This window comes from Bauldia litoralis, from assembly GCF_900104485.1.
In the GTDB taxonomy this organism is placed as follows: domain Bacteria; phylum Pseudomonadota; class Alphaproteobacteria; order Rhizobiales; family Kaistiaceae; genus Bauldia; species Bauldia litoralis.
On sequence record NZ_FMXQ01000010.1, the window covers coordinates 1 to 17276 of the forward strand.

General features: G+C 65.3%; 19 protein-coding genes and 1 other RNA gene. 7 read left to right on the forward strand and 13 right to left on the reverse strand.

Features of this window, described 5'->3' with window-relative positions:
* Nucleotides 1–927 precede the first annotated feature (927 nt).
* The 4 genes from BLT60_RS20115 to BLT60_RS20130 all read left to right on the forward strand — a co-directional run bounded on the left by BLT60_RS20115 (nt 928) and on the right by BLT60_RS20130 (nt 4054).
* Nucleotides 928–2325, forward strand: a complete 1398-nt coding sequence (locus BLT60_RS20115; RefSeq protein WP_090879369.1) for an MJ1477/TM1410 family putative glycoside hydrolase — start codon at nt 928–930, stop codon at nt 2323–2325.
* A gap of 97 nt (nt 2326–2422) precedes the next feature.
* The gene (locus tag BLT60_RS20120) at nt 2423–3169 is read left to right on the forward strand and encodes a hypothetical protein (protein WP_090879371.1); all 747 of its coding nucleotides are present in this window, start codon (nt 2423–2425) and stop codon (nt 3167–3169) included.
* Between the two features lie 95 nt (nt 3170–3264).
* Complete coding sequence (locus BLT60_RS20125) at nt 3265–3609, forward strand: hypothetical protein (RefSeq protein ID WP_090879373.1); 345 nt, start codon at nt 3265–3267, stop codon at nt 3607–3609.
* Complete coding sequence (locus BLT60_RS20130; RefSeq protein ID WP_090879375.1) at nt 3602–4054, forward strand: hypothetical protein; 453 nt, start codon at nt 3602–3604, stop codon at nt 4052–4054. Before BLT60_RS20125 ends, BLT60_RS20130 begins: the two co-directional genes overlap by 8 nt.
* 5 nt (nt 4055–4059) lie before the next feature.
* On the opposite strand, the gene BLT60_RS20135 is transcribed toward BLT60_RS20130, so the two are convergent.
* Nucleotides 4060–4953: an IS1595 family transposase gene (locus BLT60_RS20135; protein ID WP_244521364.1), complete on the reverse strand. Its 894-nt coding sequence runs from the start codon at nt 4951–4953 to the stop codon at nt 4060–4062.
* A 135-nt stretch (nt 4954–5088) separates the two neighbouring features.
* Here BLT60_RS20135 and BLT60_RS20140 point away from each other — a divergent pair, with 135 nt between their 5' ends.
* Nucleotides 5089–7140 carry an ATP-dependent helicase gene (locus tag BLT60_RS20140; protein ID WP_175478550.1) on the forward strand — a complete coding sequence of 684 codons (2052 nt, stop codon included), beginning with the start codon at nt 5089–5091 and terminating at the stop codon, nt 7138–7140.
* A gap of 44 nt (nt 7141–7184) precedes the next feature.
* Here the strand turns inward: BLT60_RS20140 and BLT60_RS20145 are convergent, their stop codons facing one another.
* The 6 genes from BLT60_RS20145 to BLT60_RS20170 form a co-directional block, all read right to left on the reverse strand.
* Nucleotides 7185–7391: a helix-turn-helix transcriptional regulator gene (locus tag BLT60_RS20145; protein ID WP_090879844.1), complete on the reverse strand. Its 207-nt coding sequence runs from the start codon at nt 7389–7391 to the stop codon at nt 7185–7187.
* Nucleotides 7388–7786, reverse strand: coding sequence for a hypothetical protein (locus BLT60_RS20150; protein ID WP_090879378.1), 399 nt, complete (start codon nt 7784–7786; stop codon nt 7388–7390). Before BLT60_RS20150 ends, BLT60_RS20145 begins: the two co-directional genes overlap by 4 nt.
* An 89-nt stretch (nt 7787–7875) precedes the next feature.
* A complete protein-coding gene (locus BLT60_RS20155) occupies nt 7876–8664 on the reverse strand; it encodes an ATP-binding cassette domain-containing protein (protein WP_090879380.1) in 789 nt (262 codons plus the stop codon).
* Nucleotides 8665–8673: 9 nt separating this feature from the next.
* On the reverse strand, nt 8674–9642 hold the full coding sequence (locus tag BLT60_RS20160; protein ID WP_090879382.1) for an ABC transporter permease: 969 nt from the start codon (nt 9640–9642) through the stop codon (nt 8674–8676).
* 110 nt (nt 9643–9752) lie between these two features.
* Entirely contained in the window at nt 9753–10778 is a 1026-nt protein-coding gene (locus tag BLT60_RS20165; RefSeq protein WP_090879384.1) for a sugar ABC transporter substrate-binding protein, read from the reverse strand.
* Nucleotides 10779–10856: 78 nt separating this feature from the next.
* On the reverse strand, nt 10857–11558 hold the full coding sequence (locus tag BLT60_RS20170; protein ID WP_090879386.1) for a GntR family transcriptional regulator: 702 nt from the start codon (nt 11556–11558) through the stop codon (nt 10857–10859).
* Between the two features lie 287 nt (nt 11559–11845).
* Here BLT60_RS20170 and BLT60_RS20175 point away from each other — a divergent pair, with 287 nt between their 5' ends.
* The gene (locus BLT60_RS20175) at nt 11846–12292 is read left to right on the forward strand and encodes a response regulator (protein ID WP_090879388.1); all 447 of its coding nucleotides are present in this window, start codon (nt 11846–11848) and stop codon (nt 12290–12292) included.
* Here the strand turns inward: BLT60_RS20175 and recR are convergent.
* The 6 genes from recR to ffs form a co-directional block, all read right to left on the reverse strand.
* On the reverse strand, nt 12238–12843 hold the full coding sequence (gene recR, locus BLT60_RS20180; protein ID WP_090879390.1) for a recombination mediator RecR: 606 nt from the start codon (nt 12841–12843) through the stop codon (nt 12238–12240). The two genes, BLT60_RS20175 and recR, sit on opposite strands and share 55 nt — an antisense overlap.
* A gap of 207 nt (nt 12844–13050) precedes the next feature.
* Nucleotides 13051–13572: a 2,4'-dihydroxyacetophenone dioxygenase family protein gene (locus tag BLT60_RS20185; protein WP_090879392.1), complete on the reverse strand. Its 522-nt coding sequence runs from the start codon at nt 13570–13572 to the stop codon at nt 13051–13053.
* Between the two features lie 22 nt (nt 13573–13594).
* Nucleotides 13595–14296, reverse strand: coding sequence for an SDR family NAD(P)-dependent oxidoreductase (locus BLT60_RS20190; protein ID WP_090879393.1), 702 nt, complete (start codon nt 14294–14296; stop codon nt 13595–13597).
* 2 nt (nt 14297–14298) lie between these two features.
* A complete protein-coding gene (locus tag BLT60_RS20195; RefSeq protein ID WP_090879395.1) occupies nt 14299–14628 on the reverse strand; it encodes a YbaB/EbfC family nucleoid-associated protein in 330 nt (109 codons plus the stop codon).
* A gap of 48 nt (nt 14629–14676) precedes the next feature.
* Nucleotides 14677–16464: a DNA polymerase III subunit gamma/tau gene (locus tag BLT60_RS20200; protein WP_090879846.1), complete on the reverse strand. Its 1788-nt coding sequence runs from the start codon at nt 16462–16464 to the stop codon at nt 14677–14679.
* Between the two features lie 132 nt (nt 16465–16596).
* Nucleotides 16597–16695, reverse strand: an RNA gene (gene ffs, locus BLT60_RS20205) — signal recognition particle sRNA small type.
* A 158-nt stretch (nt 16696–16853) separates the two neighbouring features.
* Between ffs and BLT60_RS20210 the strand changes: the two genes are divergently transcribed.
* Nucleotides 16854–17267, forward strand: coding sequence for an HIT domain-containing protein (locus BLT60_RS20210; protein WP_090879397.1), 414 nt, complete (start codon nt 16854–16856; stop codon nt 17265–17267).
* Nucleotides 17268–17276 lie beyond the last annotated feature (9 nt).

Here is a 17276-nt window from a genome sequence, read left to right on the forward strand (position 1 = left end):
CAGCAGCACCCGCCACCCCCTCGTCTCTCAAGAGGCGAGGAGCGCCGACAGGGCGCGACAGGGACGGGACAAGAGTAGGGTGGGCAAAGCGGCAAAGCCGCGTGCCCACGCGGGATCAACCACAATCCGGAGCGGATTCGCTCGCGGCGACGAAGGCGTTTGCCTGATGCAGAGCGATGCCGCCGCCCCGACTGTCATCCCCGGCGCGGGCGAAGCCCGCGGGAAGGGGAACCAGTAACCGATGTCGCTGCAGAACGAAGCGCGGCACCGTTTACTGGATCCCCTTCCCTCGCGCCTTCGGCGCTCGCCGGGGATGACAGGTCAGTGGTTCCCGACCAACTCCGTGACGTGGCTCGGCCGGATGGCGCGCGCGCCCCTCGACGCTCCTCCCCGCGAAAGCGGGGACCCAGGCGGCGTCGGGCATGGGCGCGCGCGGTCGGCCGATACAGGCACGCAGCGTGAGGACTGGATCCCCGCTTTCGCGGGGACGAGCGGGAAAGGATTCACAGAATGTCCCAAGGGCCGGCGGGACCTGCCGCGTACCACCCCCGCGCAGTGGCGCGCTGTGCCAACGACAGGTTCGAGGGGGCGTACGCCTGCCGCGAGCAGGCCTTCCGCACGGCTCCCCTCGACCGTCATGGCCGGGCTTGACCCGGCCATCCACGCCATGACGGCGCAGCCAACGCCATTCGCTGCCGGTCGCGGAATCGCGATGGCATGGATGCCCGGGTCAAGCCCGGGCATGACGTCGAGTAGGTGGTCGGCCGCGTGCGACCATTGTCGACTGACAGCGCGGCGCCCGCCCGCCGCCCTCCCCGGCAACGCTTCGCTCACCACGCCACACCGACCCGTCCCGCCATCCCGGCGTTTCGCGCTATACAGGCGACGCGCCCCATCCAACCCGGCCGACATGAACCGGAGCCGTCGATGACCAGCATCATGACCGCCGACGGGCCGGTCGCCATCGAAAGCTGGAGCTACCGCCTGCAAGGTCCGGGCGGCAGCCCGCTCGATCCGGGCGCGGTCGCCGCCACGCGCACGGACCTGATGGTGGTCGACTATGCCCGCGACGGCACGGCCGCCTCCGCCTTCACGCCGGCGCAAGTCGACCTGATGCAGGGGAGCGGCGCCAGCCGCAAGGCCGTGCTCGCCTATATCTCGATCGGCGAGACCGAGGATTTCCGCTTCTACTGGAACGAGAGCTGGATGAAGACCGGCGAGGCCGGTGGCAAGCTCACCGCCGCCGCGCCCGACTGGCTGGGGCCGGTCAATCCCGACTGGCCGGAGAGCCGCAAGGTCCGCTACTGGGACCCGGACTGGCAGGCGATCGCCATCGACTGGATCGAGACCATCGCCGCCCAGGGCTTCGACGGCGCCTATCTCGATATCGTCGACGCCTATTATTTCTGGGCGCATGAGGCCCGGGCAAAGGACCGCGCACCGGGCGATCCGAAGACCGGGGCGGACGCTGCGGCGCGGATGATCGACTTCATCGTCGACCTCGCCGCCCATGCCCGCGCCATCAACCCCGATTTCGTCCTCATCCAGCAGAACGCCGCCTTCCTTCTCAGCGACCTTGTCCACGACACCGGCGGCAAGGCGAAGCCCGATGCTGCCCGCGTCGCAGCGCTCCATGACGCGGTCGCCGGCATCGCCGTCGAGGATGTCTACCTGCGCGGCGGCAAGGACGAGAACAACCGCTTCAGGCCGGACAAGCAGACCATCAAGGAACTCCAGAAGTCATATGCGGACGCCGGCGAACTGGTGCTGGCGGTCGACTATGCGGCCAGGCCCGACCTCGTCGCGCGCTTCCTCGTCACGGCGGAGAAGGACGGCTTCATCCCTTATGCCGCGCCCGACCGCGACCTCGATCGCATCGCCCTCCACGGCACGGCGGAGGCCGACATACTCACCGGCACGGGCGGCGGCGACCGGCTCTATGGCCTCGGCGGCGGCGACAGCCTCGCCGGCGGCCCCGGCAGGGACCTGTTGATCGGCGGCCGGGGCAAGGACCAGTTCGTCTTCGATACAGCGCTCGGCAAGGGCGCCGGCAAGGCCGGTATCGACCGGATCGCCGACTTCAAGCCCGGCGCCGACACGATCGGCCTCGACAGCGGCATCTTCGCAGCGCTCGGCGCCAGGGTGGGCCGCGACGAATTCCGCAAGGGCGGCAAGGCCAAAGGCGACAACGACCACCTGCTCTACAAGGCGAAGTCCGGCGCCCTCTTCTACGACCCCGACGGCGACGGCGGCGCCAGCAAGATCAAGTTCGCCAGGCTCGACGCCAGGCCGGCGCTCGACCACGACGATTTTTTGGTGGTCTGAAATTTCTTAATCGTCCCTAGCGACCGCTGCGCGACACCCAATCTATAAGAGCGTCTACATACGTCACACAACCCAATGCGTCCGGAGCCCGAGCGGAATGGAGTACCTTAAGGCATACCTGTCGGCCGTCGGCGGAAGGCTTTTTCTGCTCCCGAGCGTGATTTCTGGGATAGTCGGACTTTTGGGCATTCTCAAAGGCCTCGGCGTCGGATTCCTCCCCGAAATAACGGCTCCGTGGCTAATCCTGCTCGCCTTCTCGATCGTAGCAGCGTGGTCGATCGCTGGGCTTTTGAACAAAGTAGTCACGCTGCAGCGGCAAGTCGCTTCGAGCTTGAAGATTGACTTCGAGGATAGGGAGCCTTGGGTAAGTCAGATCGAAAATAGCAATATCCCGACGCCCGCAGATCCACACAACAAAGGACCGTCGCGCTGGTATCGAGTTAGAATATTCAATCTGCGACCTGACAAATCTGCAAAGAACTGCAGAGTTCGACTTGCAAAGATTGAATATTCACAGGATGGCACCGATTTCGCGGAATCCGCTGCGTCTCTTCCTCAGAAGCTCCGGTGGTCGAATAGCCAAGATTTCTATGAATCCATCGATGTAGCAGCGCTAGAACCGAGATTCGTGGACGTGATCTCCGTCGACCCTACACACAACAGACTATTCCTGAAGACTCCCCCTGACGAAGCCTGGCTGGTGGACAACGGCTTGACGGACCGTGTCGGTATTTACCGACTGACCATAGTCGCCGTCGCGGACGAAGGGGTCGGTGCCACTTGTACCTTGAGAGTAAAGTGGTCGGGGCATTGGGACGAAACCAAGGTGGAGCTTGAAGAATAGAACGCTCTGCAATGTTTACCCGGATATATCCCCTTTGGACATGTACCGATGAATTGTGATAATCTCACCCACAATCAGCAGTGGGGAACAGTCCAATGGCAAAGAAAGAAGTCGTAGCCTCGGCGGCCGCGGCCGAGCAGGCGGCGGCAGAGAAGAAGCCTGTCACGAAAGAGGAAATAGACGCAGTTATGGTCGGCGGGCCGGCTGTCTACGCGAACAAGGCCCTTGCAACCGTTACACCGGCCGGCCTTCGAGTGTCATTCGTGGAGGCGTACGACGCGGATTCGCCAGCGGTCCTTCGGGCGGCAGTCTTGTTGCCATACGACGTAGCGATTTCGGTGCGCGACCTGCTTACCAGGCAGCTGAAGCAAATAGAGGCCGCGCAAACAGTCGAGATCGAATTCGACAAAGACGGGAAGCCTTCTCTCAAAGATGGCTAAAGCTGCGGCCCAGCCGAAACCATCTAAAAAGAATGACGTTGACGCTACGCCGCCCCCCTATGAAGGGCGGACGGCCACTAGCGACAGCGTTGGCGTCGGCGCCACTTACACAGCCACCTATGTTGACCGCGTCATAGAGGGGGTGCCTGTGTCCATTCGCGAATTGGAAGATTTTAAGAGCGCCAGCGTCGAAGAATTTTGGCAGTTTGTGGCGGGCGAATTTCTGGTTGCTGGCGCATTCTGGTTAGGGGTTGAACGTCTGGTGACGGTCGACAATGCCATGGCGGACCTCCTATTTTGGATTTGCGTCGTGGCTTTTGTGGCGGGCTGTATTGTGGGGTTTTTTGGATACCGACAACTCAGCAGACGTCAGTCCAGAATCGAAGAAATAGTCGCAGCGGCGAAAGAACGGATAGCCAATCGTGAGACAACCCAATCAACCTGATGCATTCAATCAGTTGCTTCACGCGATGCTGACGAAGCCAGAATCGGACGCGGGAAGGCTTGCAAGAGCAGGTCGAACATCAGGTCAGGGCGCTTCCGTAGGTTCCAGCGAAATTCAATCTCGCCGAGGTACTTCGGAAGGTGCTTCTGCGACACCCAGATATGTGTCCCCTCAATCGTCCGGCGAACCATCGACCAAAAAGCCTCGATAGTGTTGGTGTGGGTCTCGCCGCGAACCCATTCCTTCGCGGTGTGGTTCACCATTTCATGGCGGTAGCCTTCAAGATGAAGATCCTTGAAAGCGTTGGCGCTGTCGGTCGCCATGCGCGAGCCGTGTCGCACAAAGTCCTTGATGACCGGCACTACGTTCAACAGCTTCCGATCCGGCACGATGCGAGTAACGACCTCGCCGCCGCGTTCCAGCATCCCTAGAACAACCGTCTTATCGTCGTGGCCTTGCTTGTCCTTGCCGCCGACGAAGTGCTTGTCAGCTTCAACAATCCCACCACCGACGCCGCCCAAGCGACCATCGCCATCGACGTAGCCCATGTACTTTCTGATCTGATCGCACATGCGCCAAGCCGTTTTGTAGGTCACGCCAATCTGGCGTTGGACCTCTTTGGCCGCCACGCCGTTGCGGGTGGTGGTGAACATGAACATGACGTGGAACCAGTCCCGCAGGGATGTGCGGGTGCGGGCGAAAGGCGTCCCGGCGGTCGGATAGACCTGATGACCGCAGAACTCGCACTCGTATGAGCGCCGAGCCTTCACGCGATAGTACCGCGCATCCCGGTCGCACTTCGGGCAGTTGAACCGCTCGCCGTAGCGGACCCTCATCATGTGGTCCAAGCAGGCGTCGTCATCCGGGAATTTGGCGAGGAATCTCTTGAGTGTGGTCATCATCTATCTCCGATGACCTTAATATAGGAAATCCTCTTACATGTTTAAAGGGGATATATCCGTGTTTACCGTTTGCGAACAAACCGTGAATGATATTTGCTGGCCGCGCCCCTCGAACCGGTTGATTCGGCCCCCGTGACCGCCCACCTCGCCACCCTCAATGTCGACCAGCGCCGCGCCGCCGAGCATGCGTCGGAGGGGCCGCTGCTGGTGATTGCCGGGGCCGGCTCGGGCAAGACGGCGACGCTGGCGCATCGCGTCGCCCAGCTGATCGTCGAAGGCGCCGATCCGCGCCGCATCCTGCTCCTCACCTTCTCGCGCCGCGCCGCGGCCGAGATGGCGCGCCGGGTGGAGCGGATCGTCGGCCAGGCGATGGGGGCGAAAGCCCAGGCGGCGACCGCGGCGCTGTCGTGGTCCGGCACCTTCCATGCGGTCGGCGCGCGGCTGTTGCGCGAGCGGGCGCCGGAGATCGGCCTCGACCCGTCCTTCACGATCCACGATCGCGGCGATTCCGCCGACCTGATCAACCTCGTCCGCCACGAGCTCGGTTTCTCGAAGACCGCCAAGCGCTTCCCGCTCAAGGCGACCTGCCTCGCCATCTATTCGCGGGCGGTCAACGAGCAGGCGGAACTCGATGTGATCCTCCGCAAGGTCTATCCGTGGTGCGCCGAATGGGAGGCGGAACTTCGCGACCTCTTCGCCGGCTATGTCGAGGCCAAGCAGCGCCAGAACGTCCTCGATTACGACGACCTGCTCCTCTACCTCGCCGAGATGCTGTCGGACCCGGACCTCGGCGCCGAGACCGGCGGCCGCTTCGACCATGTGCTGGTCGACGAATACCAGGACACCAACCGCCTGCAGTCGCGCATCCTGCTCGCCCTCAAGCCGACCGGGCGCGGCCTCACCGTGGTCGGCGACGACGCGCAGTCGATCTATTCCTTCCGCGCCGCCACCGTCCGCAACATCCTCGACTTTCCGGGCGAATTCCGCCCGTCGGCCGACATCGTCACGCTGGCGCAGAACTATCGCTCGACGCCGGAGATCCTCGCCGCCTCCAACGCCGTGATCGGCCTTGCCGCCGAGCGCTACACCAAGGACCTGTGGACGGCGCGCCAGGGCGGCGGCAAGCCGGTGCTCGCCCGGGTGCTCGACGATGCCGGCCAGGCCGATTACGTCGTCGACCGGGTGCTGGAGAACCGCGAGGCCGGCATGACGCTGAAGCAGCAGGCGGTGCTCTTCCGCGCCTCGCATCATTCCGGGCCGCTCGAGATCGAGCTGACCCGGCGCAACATCCCCTTCGTCAAGTTCGGCGGGCTGAAATTCCTCGACGCACAGCACGTCAAGGACATGCTGGCCGTGCTGCGGCTGGCCGAGAATCCGCGCGACCGGGTCGCCGGCTTCCGGGTGCTGCAGATCCTGCCGGGCATCGGCCCGGCCAATGCCGCCCTCATCCTCGACCGCATCGAGGACAGCCCCGACACCGCCGCCGCCCTCGACCGCTTCATGCCGCCGGCGACGACAGCCGCCGACTGGCCGGCCTTCCGCGACCTGATCGTCAACCTCAACGCCCGCCAGACCGGCTGGCCGGCTGAGCTCGAACAAGTCCGCCAGTGGTACGAACCGCATCTCGAACGCATTCACGACGATGCAGCGGTCCGCCTCGCCGACCTCGTTCAGCTCGGTCAGATCGCCTCGGGCTACGCCTCGCGCGAGCGCTTCCTGACCGAACTCACCCTCGACCCGCCCGGCGCCACCAGCGACGAGGCCGGCGTGCCGATGCTCGACGAGGATTACCTGATCCTGTCGACCATCCATTCGGCCAAGGGCCAGGAATGGAAGTCGGTCTTCGTGCTCAACTGCATCGACGGCTGCATCCCCTCCGATCTCGGCACCGGCACCACCGAGGAGATCGAGGAGGAGCGGCGGCTGCTTTATGTCGCGATGACGCGGGCTCGCGACGCGCTCGACCTGATCACGCCGCAGCGCTGCTATGTCCACCAGCAGGCGCGGCGCGGCGACCGCCATGTGCTGGCCCAGCGCACGCGCTTCATCCCCGACCACATCGTCGATCACTTCGAGGCGCGGCTGTGGCCGGCGGTCATCGCCGGTCCCGGCCACGCCCCGGCGCCCGGCACCCCGCGCATCGACGTCGCCGCCCGCATGCGCCAGCGCTGGGCGGCGAAATGAACGTCGGCGAAGACCGATGACCGGCGATCAGGGTGAGGACGTCTTCAACCGCGGTCCGCCGGCTCGTCGTCAAATATCGCCTCGATTTTCAATGCGAAGAGCCGGGCGATCCTGAAAGCCAGCGGCAGGGACGGGTCGTACCGGCCGGTTTCAAGGGCATTGATGGTCTGGCGGGATACGTCGAGCTTCTCGCCAAGCAGCGCCTGCGACCAGCCCTGCTCCGTGCGCAGCTTCCGGATGTTGTTTTTCAACGCCGGCCCGCCCACCTCGTGAAGACCGCGGCCGCTATCCCGTATGCGACCCAGAAGACCGGGTTCAACCAGAAAACAGGAAGGGCCGCCAGATCGGAATATTTCTCCAGATAACCCCAGCCGGTCGCGATCGCCAACGCTACCGCTGCGCCGCACAGCAAAGCGTTGATCTGAATCTGGCGCAGGTACTCGTCGATCTCCTGCAGGAACCGCCAGTGCAGCCAGAACATGGACAGAAGCGCCACGATCGGGACGATCGCCAGTGCTATCATGACCAGATCGGGCAGACCGACGTTCTTGTCCAGCCACGCCAGGCCTAACGACCCGCCAAGGAAAATCGCCATCGCTGGTACAAATCCCGCGAAGTAGCGGAGCGTTGCCTGTTTCTCGCTCATGGTCGCCTCGTCGATATGTAAAGCTCCCTTTACATATCGACTCACGCAATGTTGTCAAGCGTCCTTGACACAGGGCAGTCGTCGCCGCCTCAGGCGGAGGCTTCGAGCTCTTCCTCGAGTTCGGTGATCGCCTCGCCGCCGGCCATCAGGTTGAGGACCTCCTCGCGCGACTTCTCGCCTCTCGCGAAGCTCGCCGCGACCTTGCCCTGGATCAGCACGACGAAGCGGTCGCCGACCGTCATCGCGTGGCTGGCATTGTGGGTGATGAAGACCACCGCGACGCCTTCCGAGCGGGCCTGGCTCACCAACCTCAGGACGATCGAGGCCTCCTTGACGCCAAGCGCCGAGGTCGGCTCGTCGAGGATCAGAACCTTGGCGCCGAAATACATGGCGCGGCCGATCGCCAGCACCTGGCGCTCGCCGCCGGACATGGTGCCGACGAGCTGGTCGCCGTTGGTGATGCGGGTGATGCCGAAGCGCTGGATCTGCTCGATGGCAATGCGGTTGGCCTCGGCGATGTCGATATGCTCGAACGGCCAGACGCCCTTGGTCGGCTCGGCGCCGAGGAAGAAGTTGCGGCCGATGCTCATCATCGGGATCGAGCCGACGTCCTGATGCACGGTGGCGATCCCCTGCTGCCGCGCCTCGCGCGGCCCGGCGAAGCGGATCGGCTGGCCGTCGAGCAGCACGGTGCCGAGCGTCGGCGGGTGGTAGCCGGACAACACCTTGATCAGCGTCGACTTGCCGGCGCCGTTGTCGCCGAGCAGGCAGAGGATCTTGCCGGCCTCGACCTCCATCGACACCTGGTCGAGGGCCTTGGTGCCGGCGAAGATCTTGGAGACGTCGCGCAGCGCGAGAATGGGTGGCGTGTCGGCCATGCGGTCCTCCTATTTCACCGAGAGCGCCATGCGGCGCACATAGTTGTTGGCGAGAACCGCGGCTGCGAGCAGGCCGCCGAGGAAGAGCAGAACCCAGTCGGTGCTCCAGCCGGTATAGAAAATGCCGGTCGAGATGACGCCGAAGATCGCCGTGCCGATGAAGATGCCGGTCACCGAGCCGTAGCCGCCGCCGAGCAGCACCCCGCCGATCACCACGACGATCGGCGCCTGGAAGACATAGCCCTGGCCATAGGTCGAGTTGCCCGAGTTCCACTGGACGCCCTGCAGCACGCCGACGAAGGCGGCGGCGAGGCCGGCGCCAACGAAGAGCAGGACCTTGACCCGCTCGACCGGCACGCCCGCGCCGCGCGCCGCCTGGAGGTTGCCGCCGGTGGCGTAGATCCAGTTGCCGAAGGTGGTCTTGCCGAGCACCCAGCCGCCGATGATCGCAGCGAGGATCCACCACAGGATCGAGATATTGGCCTGGCCCCATTTGGCAGCGAAGACGGCGCGGGCTGTGTCGGACTGGACGATCGAGCTCGACGTCACCTGGGCGATCAGCCGCGAGAAGCCGAGGGTCGCGCCGAGCACCATGAAGTTGGTGGCCAGCGTCACGATGAAGGATGGCAGGTTGGTCTTGACCACGACCAGCCCGTTGATCAGCCCGATCGCCCCGCCCATCGCCAGGGCAAGCGCGATCATCGGCCAGATCGGCATGTCGAAGAAGGAGGTGCCGATGGCGACCACCATCGAGGCGGCGCCGACGGTCGAGCCGATCGACAGGTCGAACTCGCCGGCGATCATCAGCATGCCGACCGGAATGGCGATGATGCCGAGTTCGGCGGCGAGATTCATCCAGCCGGCGGTGCCGTTGACCGAGACGAAGCCGGCGCCATGGGTGACGATGGCGAAGAAGATATAGGTGAGCACGAAGGCGGCGAGCGCGCCGAATTCGGGTCTGCGGACAAGTCTCATCATGGGGAATGCAATTCCGATGGGCGTTCGGTCATCGCAAGGGACTGCGACGGTAGCAGTCGGCCGGGGATCCGTGAAATCGAATCCCCGGCCGGTGGATTGGCGTCAGAGTGTCAGGATGCGCCGCGCACGCCCGAATGCTCCTTATTCACCTCGAGCGTCCTTTCGACATTCGACGAGTCGATGACCAGCGGGCCGGTGGTGACGAGGCCGATCGGGTGGAGGCCGTAGTTGAGATACTGGAAGGCGGTCTGGATCGACATGAAGCCCTGCAGGTAAGGCTGCTGGTCCATGGCGAAGGCGATCTGCCCGGCCTTGATCGCCTCGAGGACCTCGTTGGAGAGATCCGAAGTGCCGATCATGATCTCGCCGGCCTTGCCGACTTCCTCGGTGGCGCGCAGCGCGCTGATCGCCGGCACTGCGTTCAGCGTGTAGATGCCGTCGATCGCCTGGTTGGCCTGCAACGCGCCCTTGATCGCCTGCATCATCGCCTGCGGGTTGGTGGCGTCGCCGGTACCGATGGTCATGTAGGTGGTCTCGGCCCCGGCCTTCTCCATCGCGTCGACATAGCCGGTGCAGCGGGCCTCGACGGTCGGATTGCCCGGCACCTGGTTGAAGCAGAGGCCATGCTTGACGCCAGCTTCGGCCTGGATCTCACCGGCTTTGAAGCCCATCTGGTAGGGGTCCTCGCCGATAAAGCCCATCGATCCGTTGTCGGCCCAGAAGAACTGACCCGAGTTGTGGATCAGGACCGGGATGCCGGCGGCGGTGGCTTCCTTGATCAGCGGGTCCATGCCGTCGGGGAAGAATTCGCCGACCAGCAGCATGCGCGGGTTGCGGCTGATCGCCTGCTGGAGGAGACGGGGATAGTCGCTGGTCATGTTGGCCGTGTCGGTGACGGCGACATACTGGTACTCGACGCCAAAGATCTCGGCCGCGTCGTCGAAGCCCTGCTTGACGGCGGCGAAGAATGGCCAGGACAGCGGCCCGCTGACCGCGATGATGGGGCCCTCGTCCTGCGCCACTGCCGGCTGGATCGCGGCAAGCGGCGCGGCAAGGCCGAGACCGAGTGCGGCGACGGCACCCGCCCGTGTGGCGGTCGACGCAAGTCCGCTGGCGAACCTGAAGAGTTCCTGCATGATGGTTTTCCTCCCTTTGGGTTTATGTCGGCGTCGCTTTCGCCTGACCGGAGCCGCTTTCGGCGCCGACCTTGCCGATCAGACGAAGAAGTTTGGGTTTTCGCGCTCCAGCTGCTGGAGATAGACCTCGGCGTAGCGGATATGTTCGGTGATCGCCCGGGCGGCGCCGCGCGGCCGCCGCGCCTCGATCTCGTCGACGACCCGGGTGTGTTCGGCATGGGCGTCGGCGAGACGACCGGGCTGGGGCAGGCCGAGGCGGCGGATGCGGACGAGGTTGAGCCGCGCCGTGGCGATCTGGTCCCAGATGCCGGGAATGCCGGCCTCGGTGATCATGAAGCGGTGGAAATCGTCGTCCGAGGCGTGAAAGCTGTCGACATCGGCAGCGGCGACAAATCCGGCCTGCTCGGCCAGGCGCTCGCGGAGCTTGTCGACCAGCGTGCGCTTGCCGGTGGAGGCCAGGCGGTGAACGATCTCGCTCTCGACCGCACTGCGCAGGAACGAGCTCTCGACCACAGCCTGGGGCGATATTCGCGAAACGAAGGACCCGACCTGGGGCACGACACTGACCAGGCCAAGGGCGCCGAGCCGGTTGATCGCATCGCCGACCGGCGTTCGCGAGACGCCGAGTTCCCTGGCGATGGCGTCCTTGGCCAACGCGTCGCCTGGCTTGAGGTCAACCTTGACGATGGCATCGAGCAGCACCTCGAACACCGCGTCGCCGCGGGTGCGAGGTCCATCGAATGCAACGCTGCGCTGGCGCAAGCCGAGTGCGCTGACCATCGGTAACCGTCCTCCCAATGCACGGACGGTAGGCCAGGGAGCGGGGCGTTTTCAAGTCGATTTTCGATATTTCCTAATTCGCATTTTCTATCTAATTGTTTTTGCTTGTTATTTTTCTTGTTTCTGGCGTTCTAAAATGTTACATTCCAGAATCCTGCCTGCGCAGCCCCCCTCCTCCGTCGTGACGCGACAGGACGATCGCTCCAATTTTAATCAATGGTTAGCCACAATCGGTCGCCCTCCTCGCGTCGTCGGAACCCATTGCTTCGTCAACCCGTTAGTGCGGCATGAGCCAGCCCGCCCCCAACACCCCCGATGTCGTATTGGTCGTCGAAGATGAGTTCTTCGTGCGCGAGGACGCGGTGTGGGTTCTGGAGCACCAGGGATTCGAGGTACTGCAGGCGGCGGATGCCGGAGAGGCGATGGCGGTTCTCCGCGCCCGCCCCGATATCAGCGTCGTTTTCACCGATGTCAGGATGCCGGGCGAGATGGACGGGATGGACCTCGCCCGACATGTCGCGCTCCGCTACCCGCATATCCTGGTGGTCGTGACGTCCGGCCAGACCAAGCTGGCGGACGAAACGATTCCCTATGACGGGCGCTTCATTGCCAAGCCGTACGTTCCCGAAATGGTCGGGCGAAAGCTCGGCGCGATGATCAGGGACCGCTGGGCGCTGGTTCAGAACGGGGTGCGGCTGCGGATGGCCGCAGCCAGCGTTCCCTCGTCCAGATAGTCGAGCTCACCGCCGACCGGCACGCCATGGGCGAGCCGCGATATCCTGACCTCGCCGCCGCCGATCTGGTCGGTGATGTAATGCGCGGTCGTCTGGCCCTCGACTGTTGCGTTGACGGCGATAATCACCTCGCTGATGCCGCCCTCGGCGACGCGCCGGACCAGTCCGGCGATGCCGATATCATCCGGGCCGATGCCGTCGAGCGGCGACAGCACGCCGCCCAGCACGTGATAGCGGGCGTTGATCGCCGTTGCCCGCTCCAGCGCCCAGAGGTCTGCGACCTCCTCGACCACGACGATCGTCGTGCCGTCGCGGCGGGGATCGGTGCAGATCAGGCAGGGATCGCTGGTATCGACATTGCCGCAGGTCGAGCAGATGACGATCTTCTCGCCCGCCAGGTCCATCGCCTTGGCCAGCGGCACCAGCAACTCATCCTTCTTGTTGATCAGGTGCAGCGCCGCCCGCCGCGCCGAACGCGGGCCCAGGCCCGGCAGCTTGGCGAGGAGCTGGATCAGGCGCTCGATCTCGGGGCCGGCGACGGAACGGGACATGGAAGACGCCTATGGGATGAAGGGTGGCGTAGCGCGGTTAACCGCGCACACATCATCCTCCGACTTGATCGGAGGATCGGCCGGGTCGCGCAAGATCGTCAATGTGTTTGCGTTGCCCCACGATCCTCCGATCAAGTCGGAGGATGACAGCGTTGGGGATACCAGTTGGTCGTTACGCTCGTTGGCGACGGTGCCCGACATCCGCGCTCACCTAATAAACTGATCAACGAAATCGGCCCCGAGGCCGCAGTCGGTGTAATGCTTCCGGCACATGTCGATCTTGGTGAAGACGTCCTCGAAGCCGAGCGCCTTGCCCCAGGGGTCGACATAGAGCATCAGCCCGTTGACCTGGAACATGGTGATCATCTCCTCGACATCCTCCGGCACCACCAGCGTGTGGGTCTCGCCTGGCGGTTCGTAGACATAGCCGCCTTCGGTCGCCACCCAGTCGTGCTCGAGATAGTGCCAGCGTCCCTTCAGGACATAGCCATGCACCGGGTTGGTGTGGCGATGACGAGAGAGGACGCCGGAGCGGGTGACCTTGAGGAGGTTGACCCAGTAGCCCTGCGAAGCGCTCAGGCAGAGCGGCCGGAACCAGACATTGTCGGCCTGCGGCACCCAGACCCGCTCGTCCTCCGGGAGAACGCTCGGCACGACGATGTCGGCCGCGGTCTCGGCCGGCATCGGAAGCTGGAAGGGCATGCGGGGATTGGGGTCTTCGATCGCCATCGTCTGTTCCGTTCGTCGCGGGTTACATCGAGGAATAGCCGCCGTCGACCGGCAGCACGGTACCGGTAACGAAGCGGGCGGCGTCGCTTGCCAGGAACAGCGCCGGCCCGACGAGGTCGGACGGCGTGCCCCAGCGCGCCATCGGCGTCCGCTCGAGTATCGTGCGGCTGCGCTCGGGATCGTCCTGCAGCGCCTGGGTCAGCGGCGTCGCGATCCAGCCCGGCGCGACCGCGTTGACCCGGATGTCATCCCCGGCCCAGGCGATGGCCAGCGACTTGGTCAGCGTGACGATGCCGCCCTTCGACGCGGAATAGCCCGGCACCAGCGCACCGCCGAAGAAGGAGAGCATCGAGGCGATGTTGACCACAGCGCCGCCGCCCTGACGCGCCAGCGCCGGCCGGCAGGCGGAGGAAAGACGCATGGTACCGGTTAGGTTGATGTCGACGACATCGGCGAAGACTTCGAGGTCGAATTCCTTGCCGCGGCGGATGATTCCGGCCGCGTTGACGAGGACATCGAGGCGCTCGCGGCCGGCGCCGAAGCGGGCGACCGCGTCATCGTCGCGAAGATCAAGCGTGACATAGTCGAAACCCGGCGCGAACCATCCCTGGTCGGCGCGGTCGACGCCGGTCACCCGATAGCCCGCCTCCAGGAACCCCTCGGCCAGCGCACGGCCGATGCCGCCGGCGGCGCCGGAGACAACGGCGCTCGGCTGATCCGCCATCGCTAGAACGGCAGCTTCAGGCCGGGCGGCAACGCCATGCCGCCGGTCATTTCGCTCATCTTCTCCTGAAGCGTCGCGTCGGCCCGCGAACGGGCGTCGTTGCAGGCGGTGACGATGAGGTCCTCGACGATCTCCGCCTCTTCCGGCTTCATCAGCGAGGGATCGATGTGGATCGCCTTCATCTCGCCCTTGCCGTTCATCGTGACGGTGACCAGACCGCCGCCGGCCACGCCCTCGATGGACATGGCAGCGACCTCTTCCTGCATGGCCTGCATCTTCTCCTGAAGCTGCTTCGCCTGCTTCATCATTCCCATCATGTCGCCAAGCGCCATGTCGTCTCCTTCCGATTCACGTACCGCCCGCCCGTCAGGCCCGCTGTCCTAGTCGTCATCGTCCTCGTCGGCAATGGCGATGACGTCGCTGCCATCCGACAGCGGCCCCGCCCCGCCCTCGTCGGTCCGCACCCGGACGTCGACGATCTCGGCGCCGGGGAAGGTCGCAAGCACCGCGGCGACCACCGGATCGGCGCGGGCGTCGTCGACGAGCTGGTTGCGGGCCGCCTGCCGGGTTTCGGCGATGGTCGGCGCATTGGCCTCGGCGACCGCCACCATCCAGCGGCGGCCTGTCCATTCCTCGAGCTTGCGCGACAATTCGCCGACCAGCGTCTTGGGGGCGTCCTCGGTGACCGCGAGTTCGATCCGCCCTTCCTCGAACCGGCTGACCCGGATCGAGTGTTCCAGGGCGTGCTTCCACTTCAGGTCGCGCTTCGCACTGGCCAGGGCAACGAGTTCGGCGAAGGTCGCGAGGCGAACCGCCGGCTCGGCCTCGGCCGCGGGCATTGCGATGGGCGCTGGCGCCGGGGCCGGCTGCTGGACCGGCAACGGCCGTGAACCGCCGCCACCGACCGAGGCAAGCCGCGCCCGTGTCTCGCCACCGGCCGGCGGCGACGCCGAGGGCGGCGGGGTGGCGCCTCGTCCGGCCGGCGCTCCGCCGTCGCGGATGGCGCGCAGCGCCTCGTCCGGCGTCGGCAGGTCGGCGGCATGGGCGATCCGCACCAGAACCATGTCGGCGGCGGCCAGCGGCCGGCTCGCCGCGCGGGTCTCGTCGATCCCCTTCAGCAGCATCTGCCAGGTGCGGGCGAGAACGCGCAGCGACAGCTTCTCGGCAAAGGCAACACCGCGGGTCCTCTCCTCCTCGGTCAGGCTGTCGTCGGCGGCGGCTTCCGGCGCCAGCTTCAGCCGCGTAACCAGGTGAGTGAAGGCGGCGAGGTCCTCCAGCACCACGGCCGGGTCGGCGCCGATGTCGTAGAGGTTCTTGAGCCGGGTCAGCGCGCTGGCGATCTCGCCGGCCATCAGGTCGCCGAACAGGTCGATGACCAGCGCCCGGTCGGCAAGGCCGAGCATCGAGCGGACCACCGCCGCCTCAACCTTGCCATTGGCATGGGCGATCGCCTGGTCGAGAAGCGACAGCGAGTCGCGGGCCGAGCCCTCGGCGGCGCGGGCCAGCATGACCAGCGCCTCGTCCTCGATCTCGACGCCCTCCTTGCCGACGATGCCGCGCATCAGGTCGATCAGCCGGCCGGCCTCGATGCGGCGGAGGTCGAAGCGCTGGCAGCGCGACAACACGGTGACCGGAACCTTGCGGATCTCGGTGGTGGCGAAGACGAATTTCACATGCTCGGGCGGCTCTTCGAGCGTCTTGAGAAGGCCGTTGAAGGCGGCCTTCGACAGCATGTGGACCTCATCGATGATGTAGACCTTGTAGCGGGCGACCGCCGGCTTGTAGCGCGACGCCTCGATGATCTCGCGGATATCGTCGATGCCGGTATGGGAGGCGGCGTCCATCTCGATGACGTCGATATGCCGGCCTTCCATGATCGCCGCGCAATGCTCGCCGAGCTCATCCATCTGGATGGTCGGCCGGTCGACCTTGCCGGGGACCGAATAGTTCAGCGCCCGGGCGAGGATGCGTGCGGTGGTGGTCTTGCCGACGCCGCGGACGCCGGTCAGCATGTAGGCTTGCGCGATGCGGCCGGTGTCGAAGGCGTTGGTCAGGGTGCGGACCATCGGCTCCTGGCCGATGAGGTCGTCGAAGCTTTCCGGCCGGTACTTGCGCGCCAGGACGCGATAGTGGCCGGTGTCGGCGGTTTCGTGGGTGCTGCCGTCCATCGCTCGCTGCCGGTTCAGGCCCGGACCGACCGGGCCGACCCCCTTCGAGGGCGCGGTCCTGAGCCCGCCCGACGACCGGCCTTCCCGCGAAAGGCCTGCCTTTCCCGAATCGACCAGGCTCGGCGAGGCAAGAAAAGGAAGCCGGCAAGCGACCCGCGCCGAAACTCGTTAGGGCTGCTTCCTTCCGGATCTGACCCGGTTGGCGAGGAGCACGTCCGCCACCGACTTCCCGGGCCACCATATCATGGCGGCAAGCCCCTGTGGCAAGGGTCCGGACGGTTTTGACGCGATGGAATCTGTGGGAAGCCGCATCCCCGGCAGCCCGCCCCAACAGCGCCGCCCGGTTTTGGGTTAGCCTGCCGACCCATTCAGATGGCAAGCGGAACCCCATGGACACCGGATTCACCCTCGACGAACGCCTTGCCGCCGACAGCGTCGCGATCGGCCGTCTGCCCCTTTCCGACCTTCTGCTGGCCAGGGACGCGCGGTTTCCGTGGCTGATCCTGGTACCGCGGCGGCCCGACATGGCGGAGATCATCGACCTTGCGCCGGAGGACCGGGCGGCGCTCCTCGACGAGATCGTCCTCGTCTCGGAAGCGCTGCGGACCGTCACCGGCTGCGACAAGCTCAACGTCGCGGCGCTTGGCAACATGGTGCGCCAGCTCCATGTCCATGTCATCGCACGCTTCACCACCGACCCGGCATGGCCGGGGCCGATCTGGGGTCGCGGCGAGGCGGTTGCCTATGAACCGGGTGTTCGGGATAAACTGGCGGGACGAATCCGCGACCTCCTTCCCGATTGAAAAGTCCCG